Consider the following 20,801-nt stretch of genomic DNA (forward strand, 5'->3'; position numbering starts at 1 on the left):
CAAGGCCAACGCCGCCTACGCTTCCCTTCCTTCATTACCAAATTGTCAAAGAACCATTCGTCAAACACGAATGTTGCCACTTGGGCCTAACCTAAAGACGCCTAGTCTAGAACCTGTCTCCAGGTTTCTTCGACTGTGATGTCCGGTAAGATCAACAGCGAGAGGCGCCATGCGGCGGCGCTGCCGTCGATGGAGGCGGTTATACGCATGGCCCGAACATGAGTCAACAGGCTTTGTCAAAAAAGATTCACAGAACGAAAACTCTCGTATTTATCGTATGAATTTCAGATACTTATTTCACAACACGCCCTCCCGCGAAAGGTACTCGGGCACCGCTGCCGGCCAACAAGATTTCGGCGACCGGAAGCGGCCGACCCAACGGGTTCAACACGCTCAGCCTGCACCTGAAACAATGCGTTGCAGCATTCCATATTGGGAAATCGAGACAAGGTCGCACCCGGCACCCTGCGGCAATGAAAGCGTGTACATGCATTGCGGTGCCTGTTTGGCCTGAAAGATGTTCGCCACTCTCCCGTGCCGGCGGGCTCGCAATCATGACACAAAACCCTAAACAGGCCGAACGATCACAGAACCGTCAAAATCTCGAATTAGGCAATGTCTTTCGGGCATTCGGTGTCGTAAATCCCAATGCATAAACATTTGACGTTTTAGATCAAACACTGCATGAAGCAGGATCTGGCAAGCTGCGACGTCCGGACAGGCTACTGACGGCTTGTATCAGACGGGTTTGATCTTGAAACAGAGCTTTACGAAGGACCGGACAGGTATCTATGCATTTTGGCCCTTTCCATAGTGCACAGCCCGCCCGCATCGAATTGGGTGACGAGCCACCATTGCGCGGCTATGAAGGCCGCAGCGGTATGTCTGACAAACGCCAGGTATCCCTGCGCTGGCTTGCTGGATCGGTCCTGACCGGCGTGACCTCGCTGGTCCTGATGGGTGGCGCCTTGATGGCGGCCCTCGATGGCCAGTACAGTGTTGAGGCGGCGGCCTCCACCGATGCCTATCTTGCGGGACTTTCAGCTTCGCCAGGCGGCAGCAGCAAGGGCGACCGTGTTCTCAAGACCGCAGCGGAATATTCCAGCAAGAACACGATCGACGTCAATGTCGTCGCCCGGGTCGGCGACAAGGATCATGTCCGGGTGCAACCGCACGTCTTTGTCAGCGCCTCCCTGGCAACGCGCAAGGACCCGGAGCTTGCCGATCTGATACCGGCGTTCAACCCGCTGAGCATGTTTTCCGATAATCAGGACGACGCATCTGGTGGCACCCTGATCGACACAGCGACCTCGCAGATTGCCGATTCCATATACGGGGCAAAACTGGAAAGCGAAGTCAGCATCAGTCTTGCGCCGTTTCCCGCGTCGAGCCCCAGCATAGACATGGACGAGACACCCTCGGAAAGCGAGGTTGAGCTGATCGTACGCGAATCTGCGCGAGCGCTTGCGATCAATTCCGTGGAGACCGCGGCCAAAACTCTTGTTGACCCCGGCCGGTTCGATTTCAATCTGGCGCTTCAGCCCGATCTGGAACGATATGCCGTCCGCATCACACCGGAGAACGTTTCCTTCGTGTCGAAACGGGATGAGGAAATCCGGTTTACGGGAATGGAAGAAAACATCGTGCCGATCACCGAGGGTCAGAACCTTGTTGATCTGCTCCTCGACTATGACGCCAACGACGTGGAAGCTGGCAACATCGCCTCCTCTTTCGCAAGCCTCTTTGGGATATCCGAACTTGAAGACGGTCAACGGCTGCGCATCGCTTATGCACGATCGCCCGAGGACCTGGAACGGATGCGTCCGGAACGGGTGTCGCTCTACACCGACACCGAACATCAGGCGACGGTTGCTCGTTCGGACAGCGGCAGATATGTCCGGGCAGAAGAACCGAGCACGTTTCTTGCCGATGCCTTCGCCGAAGCCGACCGCGTTTCCTATGGCGGTCCGACACCTGCCATCTACGACAGCCTCTACCAGACGGCTCTTGAACAGGAGATGCCGGAGGAAATCATTGATGACCTCGTGCGCATGTTCTCGTTTGATGTCGACTTCAATTCACGGGTCCAGCCGGGTGATGCCCTGGAGCTGTTTTTCACACCCGGCGACGAAGACGCCGCACCCAAGATCCTCTATGCCGCCCTCAATACCGGGAACACCAAACGCGAGTTTTATCGCTACAGGACATCTGATGACGGGGTCACTGATTTCTACGACGCGTCCGGACAGAGTGCAAAGAAGTTTCTCGTCCGTAAACCGGTCAACGGCGGCAAATTCCGGTCCGGTTTCGGCATGCGACGCCACCCCATTCTCAAATACACCAGGATGCACCGCGGCGTCGACTGGTCGGCTTCGCGCGGCACACCGATCATAGCCGCCGGAAACGGCAGCGTGATAAAAGCAGGTTGGGCCTCCGGCTACGGCCGCCGTGTCGAACTGCGTCACACCAACGGCTATGTAACCACCTACAGTCACATGACGAGCTTCGGCAAGGGCATCCGGGAAGGAACGCGTGTCACCCAGGGCCAGATCATCGGCTATGTCGGGTCTACGGGCCTGTCAACAGGACCGCATCTTCACTACGAGGTCCTGGTCAATGGCAGATATGTTGACCCCATGCGGATCAAGCTGCCAAAGGGACGGACGCTTGACGGCGAAATGCGGACCAGCTTCGAAACAGAGCGCTACCGCGTAGACACTCTCCTGGAACGGGCACGCAAGCCGTCCCGTGTAGCAGCGGTCAACTGAGACGCAGTCGACAAACTCTCAATACGGCGACAGAAAACCCGCGGGACAAGAAGTCCCGCGGGTTCTGATTTCCGAGCACGACGAAATGCGTCTCTTAGGCTGCTGCGCTTTCCGAGCCGGCAACCTGAAATACGAGCCGGTCGGCTCCGGCGGAGACATCGACTGTCTGCCCGTCCAGAATGTCGCCGGCCAGCAGTTTCTCCGCAAGCGGATCCTGGACATCCTTCTGGATGACCCGCTTCAGGGGCCGAGCGCCATAGGCAGGATCATAACCTTTCTGGGCTAACCAGCCGAGCGCGCCGTCATCCAGGTTCAGCGTGATTTTCCGGTCCACCAGAAGCTTTCGCAACCGCGCAAGCTGGATCTTGACGATCGCCCCCATCTGCGAACGCTGCAGACGGTGGAACAGGACAATTTCGTCCAGACGGTTCAGGAACTCAGGTCGGAAATGTCCACGGACTGCCGACATGACATCATCCCTGACAGCATCACTGTCCTGACCTTCGGGCTGGCTGACCAGAAATTCGGAACCAAGATTGGACGTCATGATGATCAGCGTGTTGCGAAAATCCACGGTGCGACCCTGACCATCGGTCAGTCGGCCATCGTCGAGGACCTGCAACAGCACGTTGAAGACATCTCCATGCGCCTTTTCGATCTCGTCGAAAAGAACCACCTGATAGGGCCGCCGGCGGACGGCTTCCGTCAGGGCGCCCCCTTCCTCGTAGCCGACATATCCGGGAGGAGCACCGATCAGCCGGGCAACGGAATGCTTTTCCATGTATTCCGACATATCGATCCGTACCATGGCGCTGTCGTCATCAAACAGGAAGCTCGCCAGTGCCTTCGTCAGCTCTGTCTTGCCCACACCGGTCGGGCCGAGGAACATGAAGGAACCGATCGGCCGGTTTGGATCCTGAAGACCCGCACGCGCCCGGCGCACCGCCGTTGAAACCGCGTGAATGGCTTCCGACTGACCGACCACGCGATCCGCAAGGACATCCTCCATGCGCAGCAGCTTTTCACGCTCGCCTTCCAGCATCTTGTCGACCGGAATGCCGGTCCACTTCGATACGACATGGGCAATATGCGCGGGTGAAACGGCCTCGTCCACCATCGAATCCTTGTCCTCGGAGGCTTCCGCGTCTGACAGCTTGCGCTCCAGGTCCGGTACAACGCCATAGGCCAGTTCACCCGCCTTTGCCAGATCCCCCTGGCGCTGAGCGATTTCCAGATCGGTCCGAGCCTGCTCGAGTTGCTCCTTGATCTTCTGTTCAAGATTGAGCTTTTCCTTTTCGCCGAGCCAGCGGTTCGTCAGGGCCTGCGACTGCTCTTCCAGATTGGTGAGTTCCTGCTCGAGCCTTTCAAGCCGGTCGCGCGATGCCTCGTCACTTTCCACCTTCAACGCTTCACGCTCTATCTTCAGCTGAATGATCCTGCGATCCAGTTCGTCCAGCTCTTCCGGTTTGGAATCGACCTGCATACGCAAGCGGCTTGCCGCCTCGTCGACAAGATCGATCGCCTTGTCAGGAAGAAACCGGTCGGTGATGTAGCGGTTGGAAAGGTTCGCCGCCGAGACTATCGCAGAGTCGGTAATGCGCACACCGTGGTGGAGCTCGTATTTTTCCTTGATACCACGCAGGATCGACACCGTGTCCTCAACGGTCGGCTCCGAAACGAAAACCGGCTGGAAACGACGCGCCAGCGCGGCATCCTTTTCCACGTGCTTGCGGTATTCATCCAGCGTCGTTGCACCGACGCAATGAAGTTCTCCGCGCGCAAGGGCGGGTTTCAGAAGGTTGGACGCATCCATCGCACCGTCCGCCTTGCCTGCGCCGACCAGCGTATGCATTTCATCGATGAACAGGATGATGCCGCCTGCAGCCGCTTCGACTTCCGAAAGAACTGCCTTCAGGCGTTCCTCGAATTCGCCGCGATATTTGGCACCGGCAATCAACGAACCCATGTCCAGCGCAAGCAACTGCTTGTCCTGCAAGGATTCGGGAACATCACCATTGACGATCCTCAGCGCCAGGCCTTCGGCAATCGCGGTCTTGCCGACCCCTGGCTCGCCGATCAGAACCGGATTGTTCTTGGTTCTGCGGGACAGCACCTGGATGGTTCGCCGGATTTCCTCGTCACGGCCGATAACCGGGTCGAGTTTGCCGTCACGGGCGACCTCTGTCAGGTCCCGGGCATATTTTTTCAAGGCTTCATACTGGTTTTCTGCAGTCGCGCTGTCGGCTGTCCGGCCCTGGCGCAACTGGCTGATCGCATCGTTTAACCCGTTCGGCGTAATGCCGTGCCGCTTCAGAAGCTTGCCGGCTTCACTGCCACTATCCATGGCAAGGGCCAGCAACAGGCGCTCGACGGTCACAAAACTGTCTCCGGCCTTTTCAGCGATCTTCTCGGCCTGTTCAAACAGGCGTGCCGTTCCCTGGGCCATATAGAGCTGGCCGGAACCACCCGAAACCTTGGGCATTTTGTCGAGAACGCCTTCCAGATCCCCCTTCAGGGCCTTGGCCTGGCCGCCAGCTCGTTCGATCAGTCCGGTAGCCATGCCTTCCTGATCGTCCAGAAGAACCTTCAGAACATGTTCAGGCGCAAATTGCTGATGGCCCCGCCCAAGAGCAAATGTCTGGGCGGATTGAATGAATCCCCGGGCACGTTCAGTGTATTTTTCAAAGTTCATTATCTACCTCCTACCCGTTCGCACCACCCGAAGCGTGGGGAACGTTGTTGGATACGGACCCCTTGGAGGGCATCCGTACAGCCTCATCGAGCACTGCCCCCTTTATATAGTGTTGCATTTTCATCACAAAACCCCCTTTGGGTCGAAATTCGCACAACAAAAAACGGCGCCCGTTGGGACGCCGTTTTTCACCGAAAAACCATATTCGAAGCGGTTATTCGGATGTCGCTGTCGCTTCTGCGGGAGCTTCTTCAGCGGTTTTGGCCCGCCGTGTCCGCGTCGTGCGCCGGCGTGGTTTCGTCTGCTCGTCCTCTGCAGTCGCTGCAGGCGTTTCTGCAGTTTCCGCAGTTGCTTCGGGAGCCGCTTCCGCACTTGCTTCGGTCGCCGCACGCCGCGGTGTCCGCGCTCTGGGCGTCCGTGTCCGACGGCGCGGCTTGTCTTCACCACCGGTGTCGTCGGCCTCTGCGTTCTGTCCGGCGCCGTTGACCTGGCCTTCCTGGTCGATCACCGGCATGTCCTCAATGAAAGGCTGCGGGCTGTTTGCGTCAACCACATCCCCATCGGGGGTCGCGCGCTGTTCCTGCGCTGGCCGCTCTGAGCCATTGACGGGAGGTGACGCAGCACCGTTCGCGGCAGCCGGTTCGCCTCCCTCTTCAGCCTCATTGCGTGCATGTTGCTGAGTAGCAGGCTGTTGTTGCGGCTGTGCGGCAGCGACTATGCGGAGATAGTGTTCCGCATGCTGGTTGTAGCTCTCGAACATCACCCGGTCGCCTGAGGCTTGCGCGTCTCTGGCTAGCTGCTGATACTTTTCCGCAACATGCATCGCCGTGCCGCGGATTTTCACATCAGGACCGTTTGATTCGTAAGTCCGGGTTAGCGGGTTAGGTCCTTTGCGGCCCCGACCTCGCATACGCTTATTGCTTTGATTTCCTGGTCTCATCCTGCCGTTTTCTCTTGCGGAACGGCGGCCAGACAACTGCTGACCCAACATCGGAATTTTCTCAAACCGATACGAAATACCTACCGAAACCAACAATGCTGGTTAGCGGCTGTCTTTGAAAACACACGCAAAGCATAAAAGGCCGACGGCCCGCGCTTTCGTCTTTCTCTTCGACAGTCCGAAACACCGGAAAGCCCGATTTGCAGCTGGCTCCATCGCGCTGAAAGTGCGCCTGTCACCATTCTGCCGGATGCGTATGCCCCGCTGAACGCTGATAACATCTCCGGTCTCGGCGAGTCGCAACCTAACCGTTTCCGTCGGGATTTCCAAGTGCTTTTTCGTGAATGGATCAAAACGGACAAATTATGCCCTGCGGGCCAGCACAACACGATCGTTTCCGGAAAGATCCTTAATGATTTCAATTGCTCCAAAGCCATGATGACGCAGCTGTTTTTCCACATCAGCAGCTTGATCAAACCCTATTTCAAAGGCGATTCCGGTGCCTTGTTTCATGAGCTTCGCCGCATCCGTAATAATACAGACATAGGCCTCAAGTCCGCTATTGCCGCCGTCGAGAGCAAGAAGCGGATCGAAGTGAATCACTTCCGGGTCAAGAGTCGAAAGAACGTCCGTTTGGATATAGGGCGGGTTGCTGATGATCCAATCCGGTCCGTCAGAACAACATGTGTCAATGGAAGACAGAAAATCGGCGCAGACCGCCTGGAACCGTGTGTCGACGTCATGCAATCGTGCATTCCCCGCGGCACATGCCAGCGCGTCTTCAGACAAGTCGAATGCAATTGCCTGGCACAATGGCAGTTCTGCCAGAAGAGTGACAGCAATCGCACCGGACCCGGTGCCGATGTCCCAGATCACGATGGGCCTGTCCGACATCGTCCGGTGTAGAACCGCATCGATCAGAACCTCTGTGTCCGGTCTCGGTTCAAGCGCAGCCGAATTTAAAAGAAAACGCCTGCCATAGAATTCCCGTTCACCGAGAATGCGGCCAACCGGCATGCCCGCAAGGCGCAGTTTCGCCTTTTGACCGATTTCAGCAACGGTTGAGGCCGCGATTTCCCTACGTTCATCGAGAATCAGGTCAGAAATACTCAAGTCCAGCAATGTACTGACAAGTATCCTGGCATCCAGGTCGGCGGCCGGCAAACCCGCCGCACGAAACCGGTCCCGCACCTGTCTGTAGAGCTGGCCCAACTGCATGATCAGGCATCTTCGGATGCGAGCAGATTGGCCTGATGATCCACGATCAGGGCTTCAATGACCTCTCCGAGCCCTTCGCCGGCAATGATCTGCTCGAGTTTATAGAGTGTCAGCCCGATCCGGTGATCTGTTACGCGGCCTTGAGGAAAATTATAGGTGCGAATTCGTTCGGACCGGTCGCCTGACCCGACCTGCAGACGGCGCGCTTCCGTTCGCTCGCTCGCAGCCCGTTCGCGTTCTTCGTCATAAATGCGTGCGCGCAAGAGCTGCAGCGCCCTTGCCTTGTTCTTGTGCTGAGATCTCTCGTCCTGCACCGCAACCACAATCCCTGTCGGCAGGTGGGTGATCCGGACGGCGGAATCGGTCGTGTTAACGTGCTGGCCACCAGCTCCCGACGCACGGAAAGTATCAATACGCAGATCGCTTTCCTGAACATCGACATCGACGTCCTCAGCCTGCGGCAGAACCGCAACCGTCGCAGCAGACGTATGAATCCGGCCACCTGATTCGGTCGCCGGCACCCTTTGAACCCTGTGCACCCCGGATTCGAACTTCAATCGAGCAAAAACGTTTTCACCTGAAACCGATGCGATCACCTCTTTGTATCCGCCGACTTCTCCCTCGCTTGCCGAAAGCACTTCCACTTTCCAGCCCTGCAGTTCGGCAAAACGCTGATACATGCGAAACAGGTCACCGGCGAAAAGAGCTGCTTCGTCGCCGCCTGTTCCCGCACGGACTTCTAGGATCGCATCGTTGGCATCGGCTTCATCCTTCGGCAGGAGACCGATACGTACTTCCTGCGAAAGATGCTCCACACTGCCGTTCAATTCGTCGCGTTCCATCTCCGCGAGTTCGCGCATTTCTGCATCGATGTCGGGATCGGACAGCAGGGCTTCTGCGCCGGCCAGATCCTCCTCCGCCTTGATGAGAGCCCGGATTCTTGTGACCAGCGGTTCCAGCCCAGCATATTCACGGGAAAGTTTCACATAGGCGGCAGCATCGGGTCCGGTCGACATCAGATGTTCGATTTCGGCGAACCGATCCAGCAGATTATCAAGTTTGTGACGCGCCAGCATGAGCGCATTTACTCCTTGGTTCGGTCCGGGCAACTAATATTACCCGAACCAAGTGCAGATTTCGAAAATGAGCGACGCTCGAGAAAGCAATTCCCATTTTGTGTATTCACCACACCAGTTCAGCCGCCTCCGGACCGGCCGGTTTCGGTCCGACTTTCCAGTTCCTTGAAGTGCGGGCCAGACGGCGTCTTGCCCCAAATCGTGGCGTTCTTGTTAAGGGCGCGGTTTCATCGATGTGACGCATCCGCCGGTGCTAAAGGGCAACGTCGGTTTCGGAAGCAAATCTCCTCAAGACATCGCGAATATTGCTATCATCGTGTCCAGGTTCAAGTCTTGGAAGAAGCCTTGCCGAAAGACGCCCGACATCAAGCGTTCGAAGCATGGCCTTTACGGGGCCAAGCGAGGCAGGCGACATCGACAGGTCCCTGTATCCAAGCCCCACAAGAGCCATTGCCTCCAGTGGCCGCCCCGCCAGTTCGCCACACAGCGTTACGGGAACATGAGACTTGTTTGCCGCGTCAACAATTGATTTCAAGGCTCTGAGGAAGGCGACATTCAACGTATCGAAGCGCTCGGCCACCCTTGTGTTGCCGCGATCAACAGCGCAAAGAAACTGAAACAGGTCGTTCGAGCCGACAGATACAAAATCTACGTAAGTCATCAATTCGTCGAGCTGAAACAACAAGGACGGCACTTCAATCATCACGCCCAGCTTGATATGTTCAGGGGTCGCGTGCCCGTGCCTGCGAAGATGCTTGACCTCCTTGTCGACCAGCGCCTTTGCTTTCAGAAATTCATCGACCTCCACGACCATCGGAAACATGAACTTCAATTCGCGGCCGGCAGCGGCATGCAGGAGTGCACGGATTTGCGTTCTTAGCAGGCCCGGCCTGTCGAGCCCGAGTCGCAGTGCTCTCCAGCCCATGGCCGGATTTTCTTCCTGGATCGAACGCAGATAAGGCAGGACCTTGTCACCGCCGATGTCAAGCGACCGGAAGGTCACCGGCTTTCCATCGGCAACATCCAGCACCTGAGTGTACTGAGCCTGCTGTTCGCGCATCCGTGGGAAGGAGGAAGCGACCATGAATTGCAGTTCAGTGCGGAACAGGCCTACTCCGGCTGCACCAGATTCGGCAAGGTGAGGCAGATCGATCAAAAGACCGGCATTCATCTGCAGGGAAAATTCCACACCGTCCTTCGTCACCGATGGTTTGCCACGCAACCGCCTGTATTGGGCCTGACGTCTCGCCCTGAACCTGACTTTCTCGGCATAGGCATTTTCAAGGTCAGCGGCGGGACGAAGATGAACTTCCCCCGTGTCCCCGTCGACAATGATCGCGTCGCCGCCATCTGCCATGCTCACGATGTCTTCAACCAGACCCACAGTCGGAATGCCGAGGGCGCGGGCAACGATGGTCACGTGGCTTGTCGGCCCTCCTTCTTCCAGGACCAGGCCGCGAATCCTGTCGCGGCCGTAGTCAAGGAGCTCCGCAGCGCCCATGTTTCGTCCGACAATGATCGCGTCTTGCGGTAACTCGCCCAGGCCCGGTCCGTGCTCACGGCCCATCAACTCTCTGATCAGCCGGTGCGCAAGATCGTCGAGATCATGCAGACGCTCTCGCAGGTATGGATCCGTCTGGCGGAGCATGCGGGCCCGTGTGTCGCTTTGAACCTTTTCGACAGCGGCTTCCGCGGTAAGGCCGTTTTTGATCGCGTCTTCGATCTTGCGGATCCAGCCACGGTCATAGGCAAACATGCGATAGGCTTCCAGAACCTCTCGATGTTCCCCGGATGCCGCGATCTCGCCACTTGCCAGAAGGTCGTCGATCGACAGCCGAAGCCTGTTGATGGCGCCTTCAAGGCGGCCTGTCTCCTGATCGGTATCTTCTGCGATCAGGTTTGTGACGACGACACGCGGTTCATGCAGCACGACATGGCCCAGGCCGACACCTTCCGACAGACCGGCGCCGGTCGCGGTGATCGGCCTCGACAGGTCAAGCCCGGTCGCCTCCTGCGCGATTGCTTCCAGTTCTCCGGCGGCAACCATTTCGGCAATCACCATTGCCGTTGTCTGCAGCGCCTCGACTTCGTCTTCCAGATAAGTCCGGTGGGACTGGTTTTGTACAACGAGCACGCCCAGAGTCCGGCCGGCGCGCAGAATGGGTACCCCGAGAAATGAATTATAGGCTTCTTCACCTGTTTCCGGCAGATAGGCGAAACCGGGATGGGCGCTGGCATTGGGAAGATTCAGCGGTCGCGCCTCAGCCGCAATCAGGCCCACGAGGCCCTGGCCGACACGCAACGATGCATTATGAACCGCTTCCCGGTTCAAGCCTTCGGTCGCATAGAGTTCGAGAACGCCATCCGCGCGCAGAATATAGACCGAACACACCTCGGCAACGACATTCGATGCAATCAGCACGACGATCTTGTCGAGTCGCTCCTGCGCCGTAATCGGTTCCGCCATGACTTCGCGGAGCCTGCGGAGCAATAGGCGCGGTCCGGCTAGGTTGCTGCGCATCGCGCCCCCGTCTTGTTCCGCTTCAGGCAAACTTCGGTTCCGTTGAGGTCGGAGTCGCCCGCCGGTTAAACTATCCGTCTAACCCGTATAGCGAATGGAGAGTCCGCACTGCAAGTTCTGCGTAAGCAGAATCAATCAGGACAGAGATTTTGATTTCAGATGTCGTGATCGCGCGGATGTTGATTCCCTTGGAAGCGAGCCCCCTGAAACACTGCGCAGCAACACCGGCATGGGAACGCATTCCGATGCCGATTACGGAAACCTTTACAACGTCGGTGGCACCTTCGACATTCTGGAAACCGATATCCTCGCGGTTGTCATGCAGTACCTTCTTCGCCCGCTCGAAATCACCTTCAGGTACCGTGAACGTGATGTCCGTGGTTTTGCCGTCCGGGGAGATGTTCTGAACAATCATGTCCACGTTGATGTGCGAATCGGCGAGCGGACCGAACACGGATTCGGCAACGCCCGGTTTGTCCGCAACGTCACGGAGAGAAATCTGGGCTTCGTCCTTGGCATAGGCGATGCCCGTGACTACCTGCTGTTCCACGAGTTCTTCCTCGTCGCAAATTAAAGTACCAATCGGAAGGCCGTCTTCGCCGGCCTGCGGAGCATCGGGATCGTCGAAACTGGATCTCACGAATGTCCTGACATTGTGCACCATCGCCATTTCGACGGAACGAACCTGAAGAACTTTCGCTCCAAGCGACGCCATTTCCAGCATTTCCTCGAAAGAAACGCGCTCAAGTCGCTGCGCTCGCGGCACGATGCGCGGATCTGTCGTATAGACCCCGTCCACGTCTGTATAGATATCACAGCGGTCCGCCTTGACTGCAGCGGCAATGGCAACCGCGCTCGTATCGGAACCGCCCCGGCCCAACGTGGCAATCCGGTTGTCCGGGGATATGCCCTGGAAACCGGCCAGCACCGCGACCTGCCCCTGCTCGAGCCTTTCGGTCAGGAAACTTCCATCGATTTCGCGAATGCGCGCTGCACCATGGTTTTCATCCGTCTTGATCGGGACCTGCCAACCTTGCCAGGACCGGGCGTTTACGCCCATTTCCTGCAGCACGATTGCCAGAAGACCGGACGTGACCTGCTCACCCGACGCAACGACTGCATCATATTCGCGCGCATCATGGAGCGGCGCGGCTTCGCGGCAGAATTCCACCAGCTTGTTGGTCTGTCCGGCCATGGCTGAAACCACCACCGCGACCTGGTGTCCGGCTTCCACTTCCCTTTTGACATGGCGGGCGACATTCCGGATGCGATCCAGATCAGCAACCGAAGTTCCCCCAAATTTTAAAACCAGTCGGGCCATACCACTCGTATTCTGTCTATCGTGTCGTGAAGCGCCGGGCGCTCCGGGTGGATCGGCGCACATGCATACAGGCGTTGATGCGTTGCTGCAACACCGCTTGTGCTGCGCTCACTTGACATATGGTCAAAGACACTGAACGACAGCTAAACAGTGACACACCGCAGGAGAAGCAGCAGGCTTCACCCGAAAAGAGGATCCTCCGATGACAGGCAAGGCGCATCAGACGGCAGGTACGATCGACGAAGACGAGGTCGCCCGGTTTTCCGCAATGGCCAGCGAATGGTGGGATCCGACTGGAAAATTCAAGCCACTCCACAAGTTTAACCCGGTTCGCCTCGCCTATATCAAGCAGGAAGTCTGCAAGAAGTTCGGACGGGATCCGAAGGCGTCTGACGCCTTCAAGGGATTGCGATTTCTTGACATAGGCTGCGGCGGCGGTCTTTTGAGCGAGCCCATGGCGCGCCTGGGTGCTGAGGTTGTCGGCGCCGATCCATCCGAAACCAACATCAAAATCGCAACCCTGCATATGCGGGAGTCCGGTCTAAAGATCGACTACCGCGCGGAAACAGCCGAAGACCTTGCTGCCGCTGGCGAAACGTTCGACGTCGTCCTCAACATGGAAGTAGTCGAACATGTCGCGGACGTTCCGCTGTTTCTTGAATCAACCGGCAACATGGTTCGCCCCGGTGGCTTGATGTTCGTTGCGACCATCAACCGCACACTCAAGGCTTATGCTCTGGCCATTGTGGGCGCGGAATATGTCCTTCGCTGGCTGCCGAAAGGCACGCACTCCTATGAAAAGCTGGTGAAACCGTCGGAAATCGAAGGCCCGCTTAATGCGGCTGGCCTCAGGATTATCGACCGATCGGGCGTGAGCTACAACCCGGTGACCGATACCTGGGCCCGGTCCAGGGACATGGACGTCAACTATATGCTGCTGTCGGAAAAACCGGACGCAGCCTGATGAACGACCCGATCGTTTTCGTGCCGGGGCTCTTGTGCACGGAAGCGCTTTATGCACCCCAGATCGCCGCTTTCGCCGATCGTCCGATCCTGGTTGCGAACACCCGCGAAGATGACAGTATCGCAGCGATTGCCGCGCGTCTTCTGGAGGAGGCTCCGAACCGTTTTTCCCTGATCGGCCTATCGATGGGCGGATATGTTGCGATGGAAATCCTGCGGACTGCACCGGGGCGGGTCAGCAGGGTCGCCTTGTTGAATACCTCCGCACATGCCGACAGCGAAGATCAAAAAAAGCGCCGTAGCGTGTCGATAAAGCTGGCAAGACAAAGGAGCTTTGCGAAGGTTCCGGATCTCTTTTACGCCGGTTTCGTCCATGAGAAGAACGACGACAATGAGCATCTGAAGTCGATCGTGACCGAGATGGCCCTTGAAACGGGACCGGAGGCTTTCGTCCACCAACAGACCGCGATCGCGAACAGGATCGATTCACGACCGTCTCTGTCTGCAATCCCCTGTCCTGCGCTGGTTCTTTCCGGCGATGGCGACCGGCTGATCCCGCCTGCGCTGTCCGTTGAAATACACCACCTCATACCGGGAAGTGAGTTGGCTATCGTCAATGACTGCGGTCATTTGTCCACCCTTGAAGAACCCGGCACCGTGACTGCAAAACTGAGGAATTTCCTGAACCGTCCGTGACTTGCGCCGGGCCCTGTGCACGAACCGGAAAATCATTCGGAATTTCTTGATCCCTGTCAAAGATCTGCATTGCAGCAGGGCTAGAGTTACGGCAGGCTAGGTTGAAAAGCCCGGCAAGGACCGGGTGAAACCCTTGACGATGCCGCACCAACCCCGGCCTGGCGCTCACAGCCGGCCGAAAATGCATGACAGACGAACAAGCGGAGGATCTCTCATGCCGACCAAACGCAATCCAAGTGCCTTCGAATTTCCGGCATTTCAGGTCGATTGGCCAATGCCGACTTTCTCCAACTGGGCATTCGCCCAACCCGAGGACCGGGTCGAGGACAAGACGGTTACCAGTCTCCAGAAAATGGGTACCACCATGTGGTCACATGCCGAGAAGGCATTCGACGATCACATGGAATTTGTCAGCCATCGCCTCCATGAAGACTTCGAATGCGCCAAGTCCCTGAGCCAATGTGTTGCACCTGAACAGACAGTGGAAACCCTGCAGGCGTTTTACTCGAAAATGGCGACTGAGTATCAGGAGCATTTCGAAAAGCAGGCAGCACTTTTCCGGAACAGTTATTCGGAAAACGCAGCCGCGGTCGAAGAACTCAATGAAACGGCGATGGAAAACGTCAGCGAGATGACAAGAGCTGCCGAAGAGAGTCTTCAGGCTACGAACTCGCCAGCCCCCAAAAAACGGCCCGGCAGGTCCGCCGCCAAAAAGGCTGAATGAGAACACGGTGACATCCGCTAACGTTCTCGCATCCCGGCTCTCAAACCTGAAGTGGCCGGGATGCGCTGCCGATCAGTTCTTGTCTTCGGGAAGCTCCGGCAACGGCAATACGGATATGCCTTCGTCAAGAAGCTCTGCAGCGTCCTTCGGAGTGGTTTGACCGTAAATGCTCCGTTCTTCCGCCTCACCGTAGTGCATCTTTCGGGCTTCGGACGCGAATTTCGCGCCGACATTCTCCGAATTCTCGATTATCTGGGTACGTACCTGACGCAGAGCCTCCAGGACTTCCTTCTGGCGCACGTCTCCAGGAAGCAATGCCGAAGGCTGCAATGCGGTATCGGCTGGTGCCGCCGCAACAGATTTTACCGGTTTGGTAGCCTCGGAAGCCGCTGAGACGCTTTCTGCATCGCGAACCGGAAGCCGCGCTTCCTTTTTGCGGGAAGTTGACACCGCAGGAGCCATGAGCCCCTTTTCGACATTCACCGACCCGCAGACCGGACACGCAACGAGCTTGCGGCCGCGCTGGGATTCAAAATCGTCGGAATTCCGGAACCAGCCCTCAAAACCATGTTTGGCTTCGCAAACAAGCGTGTATTTGATCAAGCCGGTTCCTCCTTCAGGCTCTCGGTGACATGACAGACAAATTCGCGTTCGTTTGCGATAGCCGGAATGCGGGCGCGTGCCTTTTCAACGGCAGTCGTATCGATCTCGGCAAGAACAAATCCCGGTTCGTCACTATCCAGTTCCGCGATCACGTTTCCCCAGGGATCGACAACGATACTGTGCCCGAATGTCTCGCGCCCGTCTTCATGAAGGCCGCCCTGTGCCGCCGACACGACAAAAGCACCGTTTTCGATCGCTCGGGCGCGCTGTAGCACATGCCAATGGGCCTTGCCAGTCTGCCGGGTAAACGCAGCCGGAGCTGTCAGGATTTCAGCGCCGGCGCGCGATTGCGAGCGGAAAATCGCCGGAAAGCGGATATCATAGCATATCGCCAGCCCAAGCCTGGCAAAGGGCAGGTCTGCAACAATTGCCTGATTTCCGGCTTCGTAAGTCGACGATTCACGCCAACTCTCGCCGTTGTCCAGATCCACGTCGAACATATGGATCTTGTCGTAGGTCGCAAGGATGCCGCCGTCCGGGGCAATCAGAAAGCCGCGATTGGCAGCCTTGCCGGATTCGGTCAGAACCGCAAGAGATCCGACATGCACGAACAGACCGAGTTCAAGCGCCAACCGGCAAGCGGTCTGCAGGAAAAAATCCTGCTCGGGAACGGAGATCCGCTCCAGCAGCTCTTCACGCCGCTTCACCAGCAGGTTGGACATCTCGGGAGTCTGTACGTAGGTAGCGCCTTCTCTGGCCGCCGCCCGGATCAGTTGCTCCGCCTGATCGGTGTTGTCCGTCAGGCTCTTTGAGCTACGAAGCTGAATGCATGCTGCAGTGAAGGTGGCCATTCGATCGCCTTGTGCTCCGGCACAATTAAGGTGTTTGGCGCCTACTTAATCAGGATGCCAGCAAGGCGTCCAGTTTACCCGCGCGTTCCAGATCGTGCAGATCGTCGCAACCGCCGACATGTGTCTGTCCGACAAAAATCTGCGGGAAGGTTGAATGCCCATTGGCCTTTTGAACCATTTGCTTGCGCAGCCCGCCGTCAAAGGTCGCATCGTATTCCTTGTAGGCAACGCCCTTCTTGTCGAGAAGGCGTTTCGCGGCAGTGCAAAAGCCGCATAACTGCCTTGTGTAGATTTCCACCGTGGCCATGTTTTCGTTCCTTTCACCCGACCTTTTCGCCGTCTGTTACAGCGGCAACTTTCAAAGTCGGGCGTTATATGCGTTCAGCTGAACGAAACACAAGGCGGAAAAGAGCCGCTCATGGCACCACCATCCCGTCCCCATTGTTTCGGGAAGGGTCTGCCAACGCAAATGTGAGCACGTCGACAGATGATGCGCCTGCTGCCAGCAAGGTTTTTGTACATGCGGCAATCGTCGATCCCGTCGTGATCACATCGTCAATCAAAACAACGTGACGGCCGTTGAACTGACCGGCGCGGTTCTTGTCGAATGTGAAGGCAGACCGAACGTTCTTGTGACGCTCTTTGGCCGACAACCCGACTTGCCTTCGTGTCCGCTTCGAACGCCGTAGCAGATCAGGTTCGTAGTCCCCACCACACTCTTTCGCAATGACTTGCGCCAGTGCGGCAGACTGGTTGAACCGCCGGGACAGCAGTCGGCTCCAATGCAGGGGGACTGGTACAATAACGCTGTCGGTTCTCAGAAATTCTCGTCCCGCGCCGTTCATCCATCTTCCCATCGGCCTGGCGAGTTCCCGCCGGCCTGCGAACTTGAATGCCAGTATGAGATTTTGAGCAGACCCTTCATAAAAGGCAACTGATCTCAGGCGTTCGAAGTCAGGCGGCGACGCAATGGCACGCGGGCTCCAGGCCTGCTCGCCCAGATCGAAGGAAAAGGGAGTGCCCAACCGATAGCAGACCGGTTTCTCGATAAACGGCATGCCGTGCCAGCAAACAGGGCACAATCCGTCTTCAGATCCGACCCTGGTATCACAACACAAACAGCGAAGCGGCAGCAGGGCATTCAATGTAACCCTTTGAACACCATGAGAAAAGCTTGTCAATTTTTCGCGTATCGGAATCAAGTGCTTAATCTCTGAATGCAAAACTGCGCAAACAGCAACCTATAAGTGTTGCGCAGTGATTTAAACCCCGAATCGCAATTGAAATGGCTTTGACCTGCCTTGGCGGATATCTTATGTGAGCGCCCAACGCATGATTACCGTCAGGAATTCACGTGACCACGCAGCATGACCTGTTTGACCGCAACCTCTACGCAACCAGGCGCCACCGGGCATTGCGGGTGGGCAGCGCGGAAGCGGACTTTCTGCTGGCCGAGGTCGCGAATGACCTGGAAGACAGGCTCCACATTGTAAACCGGTCATTCTCCACGGCGCTCGACCTCGGCGGCCACACAGGCCTCGTGTCCCGGGCAATCGGCAATACCGGCAAGGCGGAAAGAACTCTCAGGGCCGATCTTTTTGTCGCCGACCCGCGGTTGCCGGCGCCGGACTTTATTTTGGACGACGCCCTGCTTCCCCTGAAGGATCAGTCAATCGACCTCATCGTCTCGGCACTGAACCTTCATACCGTCAACGACCTTCCGGGGAGTCTGGTTCAAATCCGCCGCGCGCTCGTTCCGGACGGACTGTTCCTGGCGGTTCTGCCGGGAGCAGGAACTTTGACGGAACTGCGCGACAGCCTGACAAGAGCTGAACTCGAAGTCACGGGTGGAGCAGCCGCCCGTGTCCTTCCTTTTGCGGACACTCGCGATCTGGGCAGTCTGCTGCAGAGAGCAGGCTTTGCATTGCCGGTGACTGACAACGACAACGTCACTGTGCGATACGACAACATGTTTGGGCTGTTGCGTGACTTGCGCAGCATGGGAGCCACTTCCGTATTGAAAGAAAGCGCCAGGGTCCCCTTGTCCCGCAAGACTGTTTACCGCGCAGCTGAATTATATGCGCAAAACCATGCCGACAACGACGGCAGGATTCGTGCAACATTTTCACTGGTAACCCTGTCCGCATGGGCCCCACACGACAGTCAGCAAAAACCGCTGCGTCCTGGATCGGCTAAAACGAGACTGGCCTCTGCATTAGGAGTGCGGGAGCAAAAGATTTGAAGCTCGAAAAAACACGAGTTGAAAATACTGATTGATAATACCGGGCACCGACTACGGCGTCGTTTTTGTCGAATTGTTCAGCGTCGTTGCAATGGTGCCGAAAACATCATCGCGCATCGTTGTTCCGATCGGCCCCAGACCGAGAATGAAAATCGTCCCCAGAAGCGCGACAATCATTCCATATTCGATCGAGGTAGCCCCGCTCTCGTCAGCCAAGAACCGGGTCGCCAGTTTTTTGACTGAATTCTTTCTCATCAAATAATTTTCCAATTCAATCACTCCCGCCCGACTGGGACTTTGCCTTGCTGCCTTAAACCGCGTCGATCAGGTGCGGAATGAGAGGTTCGTCTGCCGCCGGCATCGGATAGTCTCTCAATCTGACTGCGCGTACCCACTTCAGAGACTGGTTTTCCTTACCCTGAGGAACTCCATCCCATCTGCGGCTAATGTAAAGTGGCATGAGCAAATGAAAATCTTCATAAGTGTGACTTGCGAATGTCAGAGGTGCCAAACACGCTTCGTTAACCTCGATACCGAGTTCTTCACCAAGTTCCCGAATCAGCGTTTCTTCAGGCCGCTCACCCGCTTCGACCTTGCCACCGGGAAATTCCCACAATCCGGCCATGGATTTGCCTTCAGGACGCTGCGCCAGCAATATCCGCCCATCCACGTCGACAAGCGCGCAGGCTGCAACAAGCACTATTTTTGTCATTAAATTCGTTCCAGTTTCGAACCGGCGGAAAAGGGCTTGTTAATCATCTTCGCCATTGCGCTGTAACAAATACCTATTTTCAATCAGCTGCGGTAATCGCCATTGATCGCGACGTATTCCTTTGTCAGGTCACACGTCCAGACAGTCGAATGGCCATCTCCAAGTCCAAGGTCCACGCGAATGATGATGTTTTCTTCTTTCATGACGGCTGACGCGGCATCTTCGCTGTAATCCGGATCCCGCTCACCCTCCACGGCAACCCGCACGTCGCCGAACCAGATGGCAAGCCGGTCCCGGTCAGCCGGTTCTCCGGCCTTGCCGACAGCCATGACAATTCGTCCCCAGTTAGCGTCTTCACCTGCGACGGCGGTTTTGACGAGCGGCGAATTGGCGATTGAGAGGGCTATCTTTCTGGCTGATTCATCGCTTTCGGCGCGTTCGACGCTGATTTCAACGAACTTCCGCGCGCCTTCACCATCACGCACGATCTGGTGAGCAAGGTCCTGCATGACGTCGCGAAGCGCTGCACGCAGCACTTCGGTCCTGGGATCATCCAGCGACGAGACCGGCTCAACGCCACGCCCGCGCGCGCTGCCAGTTGCGAACAACAGAACCGTATCCGATGTGGAGGTGTCGCTGTCGACCGTTATCGCATTGAAACTGCTGCCGGTTTCAACACTCAGAATGTCCTGCAGTACGTTGTTCGAAATTGCCGCATCGGTAAAGATGAAGGACAGCATGGTCGCCATGTCGGGAGCAATCATTCCTGCCCCCTTGGCAATCCCGTTGATGGTGACGGTTTCGCCATCCAGGTCGATACTGCTAGTGGCCAGTTTGGGGTAGGTATCGGTCGTCATGATGGCCTTGGCTGCGTCAAGCCAGGCCTGGCCATCTTGCCCAAACGTCAGGTCATCCACCACATGCGCGAATTTTTCTGCCGGAAGCGGCTCTCCTATCACGCCGGTCGACGCAAGAAATATCCCGTCTGTCGGACAGTCCAAAGCCCGGGATACAATATCGGCCGAAAGCTCCACAGCCGCCTTGCCTTTCTTTCCGGTAAAGGCATTCGCATTCCCGGAATTCACAAGAAGGGCGCATGCGTTTCCGCCATCGAGCCGATCCCTGCACCAGTCTACAGGCGCTGAAGTGCATCTGGACTTTGTGAACACACCCGCAACGGTCGTTCCTGCAGCAAGGGTTGCGAGCAAAACATCGGTTCGGTCCGCATATTTGAGACCGGCTGCGGCTGTTGCGAATTGCACGCCCTGAATCTCAGGCATGTCGGGATAGGATTTTGGCGCAAGTGGCGAAACGGTCGTCGACATGACAGCTGTCCTGATGAATTGTACTTTTCCGCTGTGATTAGAGAGCACCATTGGCAAGCGCAAGTTTTTTCGGACATGCAATACAGAAGCTCTGCCATCAAAAAACCCGGCGGAAACATCCGCCGGGTCCAAGGCACTCCATCGGAAGC

Annotated in this window: 18 protein-coding genes; 5 read left to right on the forward strand and 13 right to left on the reverse strand. The window is 56.9% G+C overall.

Translation table 11 applies throughout. The annotated features are described in order from the left end of the window. Positions 1 to 791: 791 nt before the first annotated feature. Positions 792 to 2,768, forward strand: coding sequence for a M23 family metallopeptidase (locus LA5095_RS09450; protein WP_055114377.1), 1,977 nt, complete (start codon positions 792 to 794; stop codon positions 2,766 to 2,768). A gap of 94 nt (positions 2,769 to 2,862) precedes the next feature. Here LA5095_RS09450 and clpB read toward each other — a convergent pair whose 3' ends face one another. The 6 genes from clpB to LA5095_RS09480 all read right to left on the reverse strand — a co-directional run bounded on the left by clpB (position 2,863) and on the right by LA5095_RS09480 (position 12,536). Further along, positions 2,863 to 5,460, reverse strand: a complete 2,598-nt coding sequence (clpB, locus tag LA5095_RS09455) for an ATP-dependent chaperone ClpB (protein WP_055114379.1) — start codon at positions 5,458 to 5,460, stop codon at positions 2,863 to 2,865. Between the two features lie 214 nt (positions 5,461 to 5,674). Next, a complete protein-coding gene (locus tag LA5095_RS09460; RefSeq protein ID WP_408008792.1) occupies positions 5,675 to 6,451 on the reverse strand; it encodes a DUF4167 domain-containing protein in 777 nt (258 codons plus the stop codon). 312 nt (positions 6,452 to 6,763) lie between these two features. After that, the gene (prmC, locus tag LA5095_RS09465; protein WP_055114380.1) at positions 6,764 to 7,618 is read right to left on the reverse strand and encodes a peptide chain release factor N(5)-glutamine methyltransferase; all 855 of its coding nucleotides are present in this window, start codon (positions 7,616 to 7,618) and stop codon (positions 6,764 to 6,766) included. Positions 7,619 to 7,620: 2 nt separating this feature from the next. After that, positions 7,621 to 8,694: a peptide chain release factor 1 gene (gene prfA / locus LA5095_RS09470; protein WP_055114382.1), complete on the reverse strand. Its 1,074-nt coding sequence runs from the start codon at positions 8,692 to 8,694 to the stop codon at positions 7,621 to 7,623. A 253-nt stretch (positions 8,695 to 8,947) separates the two neighbouring features. After that, positions 8,948 to 11,215, reverse strand: a complete 2,268-nt coding sequence (gene ptsP / locus LA5095_RS09475) for a phosphoenolpyruvate--protein phosphotransferase (protein WP_055114384.1) — start codon at positions 11,213 to 11,215, stop codon at positions 8,948 to 8,950. Between the two features lie 70 nt (positions 11,216 to 11,285). Beyond that, positions 11,286 to 12,536, reverse strand: a complete 1,251-nt coding sequence (locus LA5095_RS09480; protein ID WP_029062445.1) for an aspartate kinase — start codon at positions 12,534 to 12,536, stop codon at positions 11,286 to 11,288. A 202-nt stretch (positions 12,537 to 12,738) separates the two neighbouring features. On the opposite strand from LA5095_RS09480, the gene ubiG reads away from it, so the two are divergent. From ubiG to LA5095_RS09495, 3 genes are all read left to right on the forward strand, one after another. Beyond that, entirely contained in the window at positions 12,739 to 13,500 is a 762-nt protein-coding gene (gene ubiG / locus LA5095_RS09485) for a bifunctional 2-polyprenyl-6-hydroxyphenol methylase/3-demethylubiquinol 3-O-methyltransferase UbiG (RefSeq protein WP_055114386.1), read from the forward strand. Continuing rightward, on the forward strand, positions 13,500 to 14,195 hold the full coding sequence (locus LA5095_RS09490; RefSeq protein WP_055114388.1) for an alpha/beta fold hydrolase: 696 nt from the start codon (positions 13,500 to 13,502) through the stop codon (positions 14,193 to 14,195). Before ubiG ends, LA5095_RS09490 begins: the two co-directional genes overlap by 1 nt. A 214-nt stretch (positions 14,196 to 14,409) precedes the next feature. Continuing rightward, positions 14,410 to 14,919: a hypothetical protein gene (locus tag LA5095_RS09495; protein WP_055114390.1), complete on the forward strand. Its 510-nt coding sequence runs from the start codon at positions 14,410 to 14,412 to the stop codon at positions 14,917 to 14,919. Between the two features lie 72 nt (positions 14,920 to 14,991). On the opposite strand, the gene LA5095_RS09500 is transcribed toward LA5095_RS09495, so the two are convergent. The 4 genes from LA5095_RS09500 to LA5095_RS09515 all read right to left on the reverse strand — a co-directional run bounded on the left by LA5095_RS09500 (position 14,992) and on the right by LA5095_RS09515 (position 17,554). Continuing rightward, the gene (locus LA5095_RS09500; RefSeq protein WP_055114392.1) at positions 14,992 to 15,522 is read right to left on the reverse strand and encodes a DUF1178 family protein; all 531 of its coding nucleotides are present in this window, start codon (positions 15,520 to 15,522) and stop codon (positions 14,992 to 14,994) included. Beyond that, positions 15,519 to 16,373: a carbon-nitrogen hydrolase family protein gene (locus tag LA5095_RS09505; protein ID WP_055114394.1), complete on the reverse strand. Its 855-nt coding sequence runs from the start codon at positions 16,371 to 16,373 to the stop codon at positions 15,519 to 15,521. The genes LA5095_RS09500 and LA5095_RS09505 overlap by 4 nt, the downstream gene beginning before the upstream one ends. Positions 16,374 to 16,422: 49 nt before the next feature. Then, positions 16,423 to 16,680, reverse strand: coding sequence for a glutaredoxin 3 (gene grxC / locus LA5095_RS09510; protein ID WP_029062451.1), 258 nt, complete (start codon positions 16,678 to 16,680; stop codon positions 16,423 to 16,425). Positions 16,681 to 16,789: 109 nt separating this feature from the next. Further along, entirely contained in the window at positions 16,790 to 17,554 is a 765-nt protein-coding gene (locus LA5095_RS09515; RefSeq protein WP_408008797.1) for a ComF family protein, read from the reverse strand. A gap of 173 nt (positions 17,555 to 17,727) precedes the next feature. Here LA5095_RS09515 and LA5095_RS09520 point away from each other — a divergent pair, with 173 nt between their 5' ends. Next, on the forward strand, positions 17,728 to 18,615 hold the full coding sequence (locus tag LA5095_RS09520) for a class I SAM-dependent methyltransferase (protein ID WP_055114398.1): 888 nt from the start codon (positions 17,728 to 17,730) through the stop codon (positions 18,613 to 18,615). A gap of 51 nt (positions 18,616 to 18,666) precedes the next feature. On the opposite strand, the gene LA5095_RS09525 is transcribed toward LA5095_RS09520, so the two are convergent. The 3 genes from LA5095_RS09525 to argJ form a co-directional block, all read right to left on the reverse strand. Further along, complete coding sequence (locus LA5095_RS09525) at positions 18,667 to 18,870, reverse strand: Flp family type IVb pilin (protein ID WP_055114400.1); 204 nt, start codon at positions 18,868 to 18,870, stop codon at positions 18,667 to 18,669. A 55-nt stretch (positions 18,871 to 18,925) separates the two neighbouring features. Next, positions 18,926 to 19,327: a (deoxy)nucleoside triphosphate pyrophosphohydrolase gene (locus tag LA5095_RS09530; RefSeq protein WP_055114402.1), complete on the reverse strand. Its 402-nt coding sequence runs from the start codon at positions 19,325 to 19,327 to the stop codon at positions 18,926 to 18,928. An 83-nt stretch (positions 19,328 to 19,410) separates the two neighbouring features. Continuing rightward, a complete protein-coding gene (gene argJ, locus LA5095_RS09535) occupies positions 19,411 to 20,652 on the reverse strand; it encodes a bifunctional glutamate N-acetyltransferase/amino-acid acetyltransferase ArgJ (RefSeq protein WP_055114404.1) in 1,242 nt (413 codons plus the stop codon). Positions 20,653 to 20,801 lie beyond the last annotated feature (149 nt).

The sequence above is a fragment of the Roseibium album genome (assembly GCF_001404515.1).
Taxonomy (GTDB): Bacteria; Pseudomonadota; Alphaproteobacteria; order Rhizobiales; family Stappiaceae; genus Roseibium; species Roseibium album.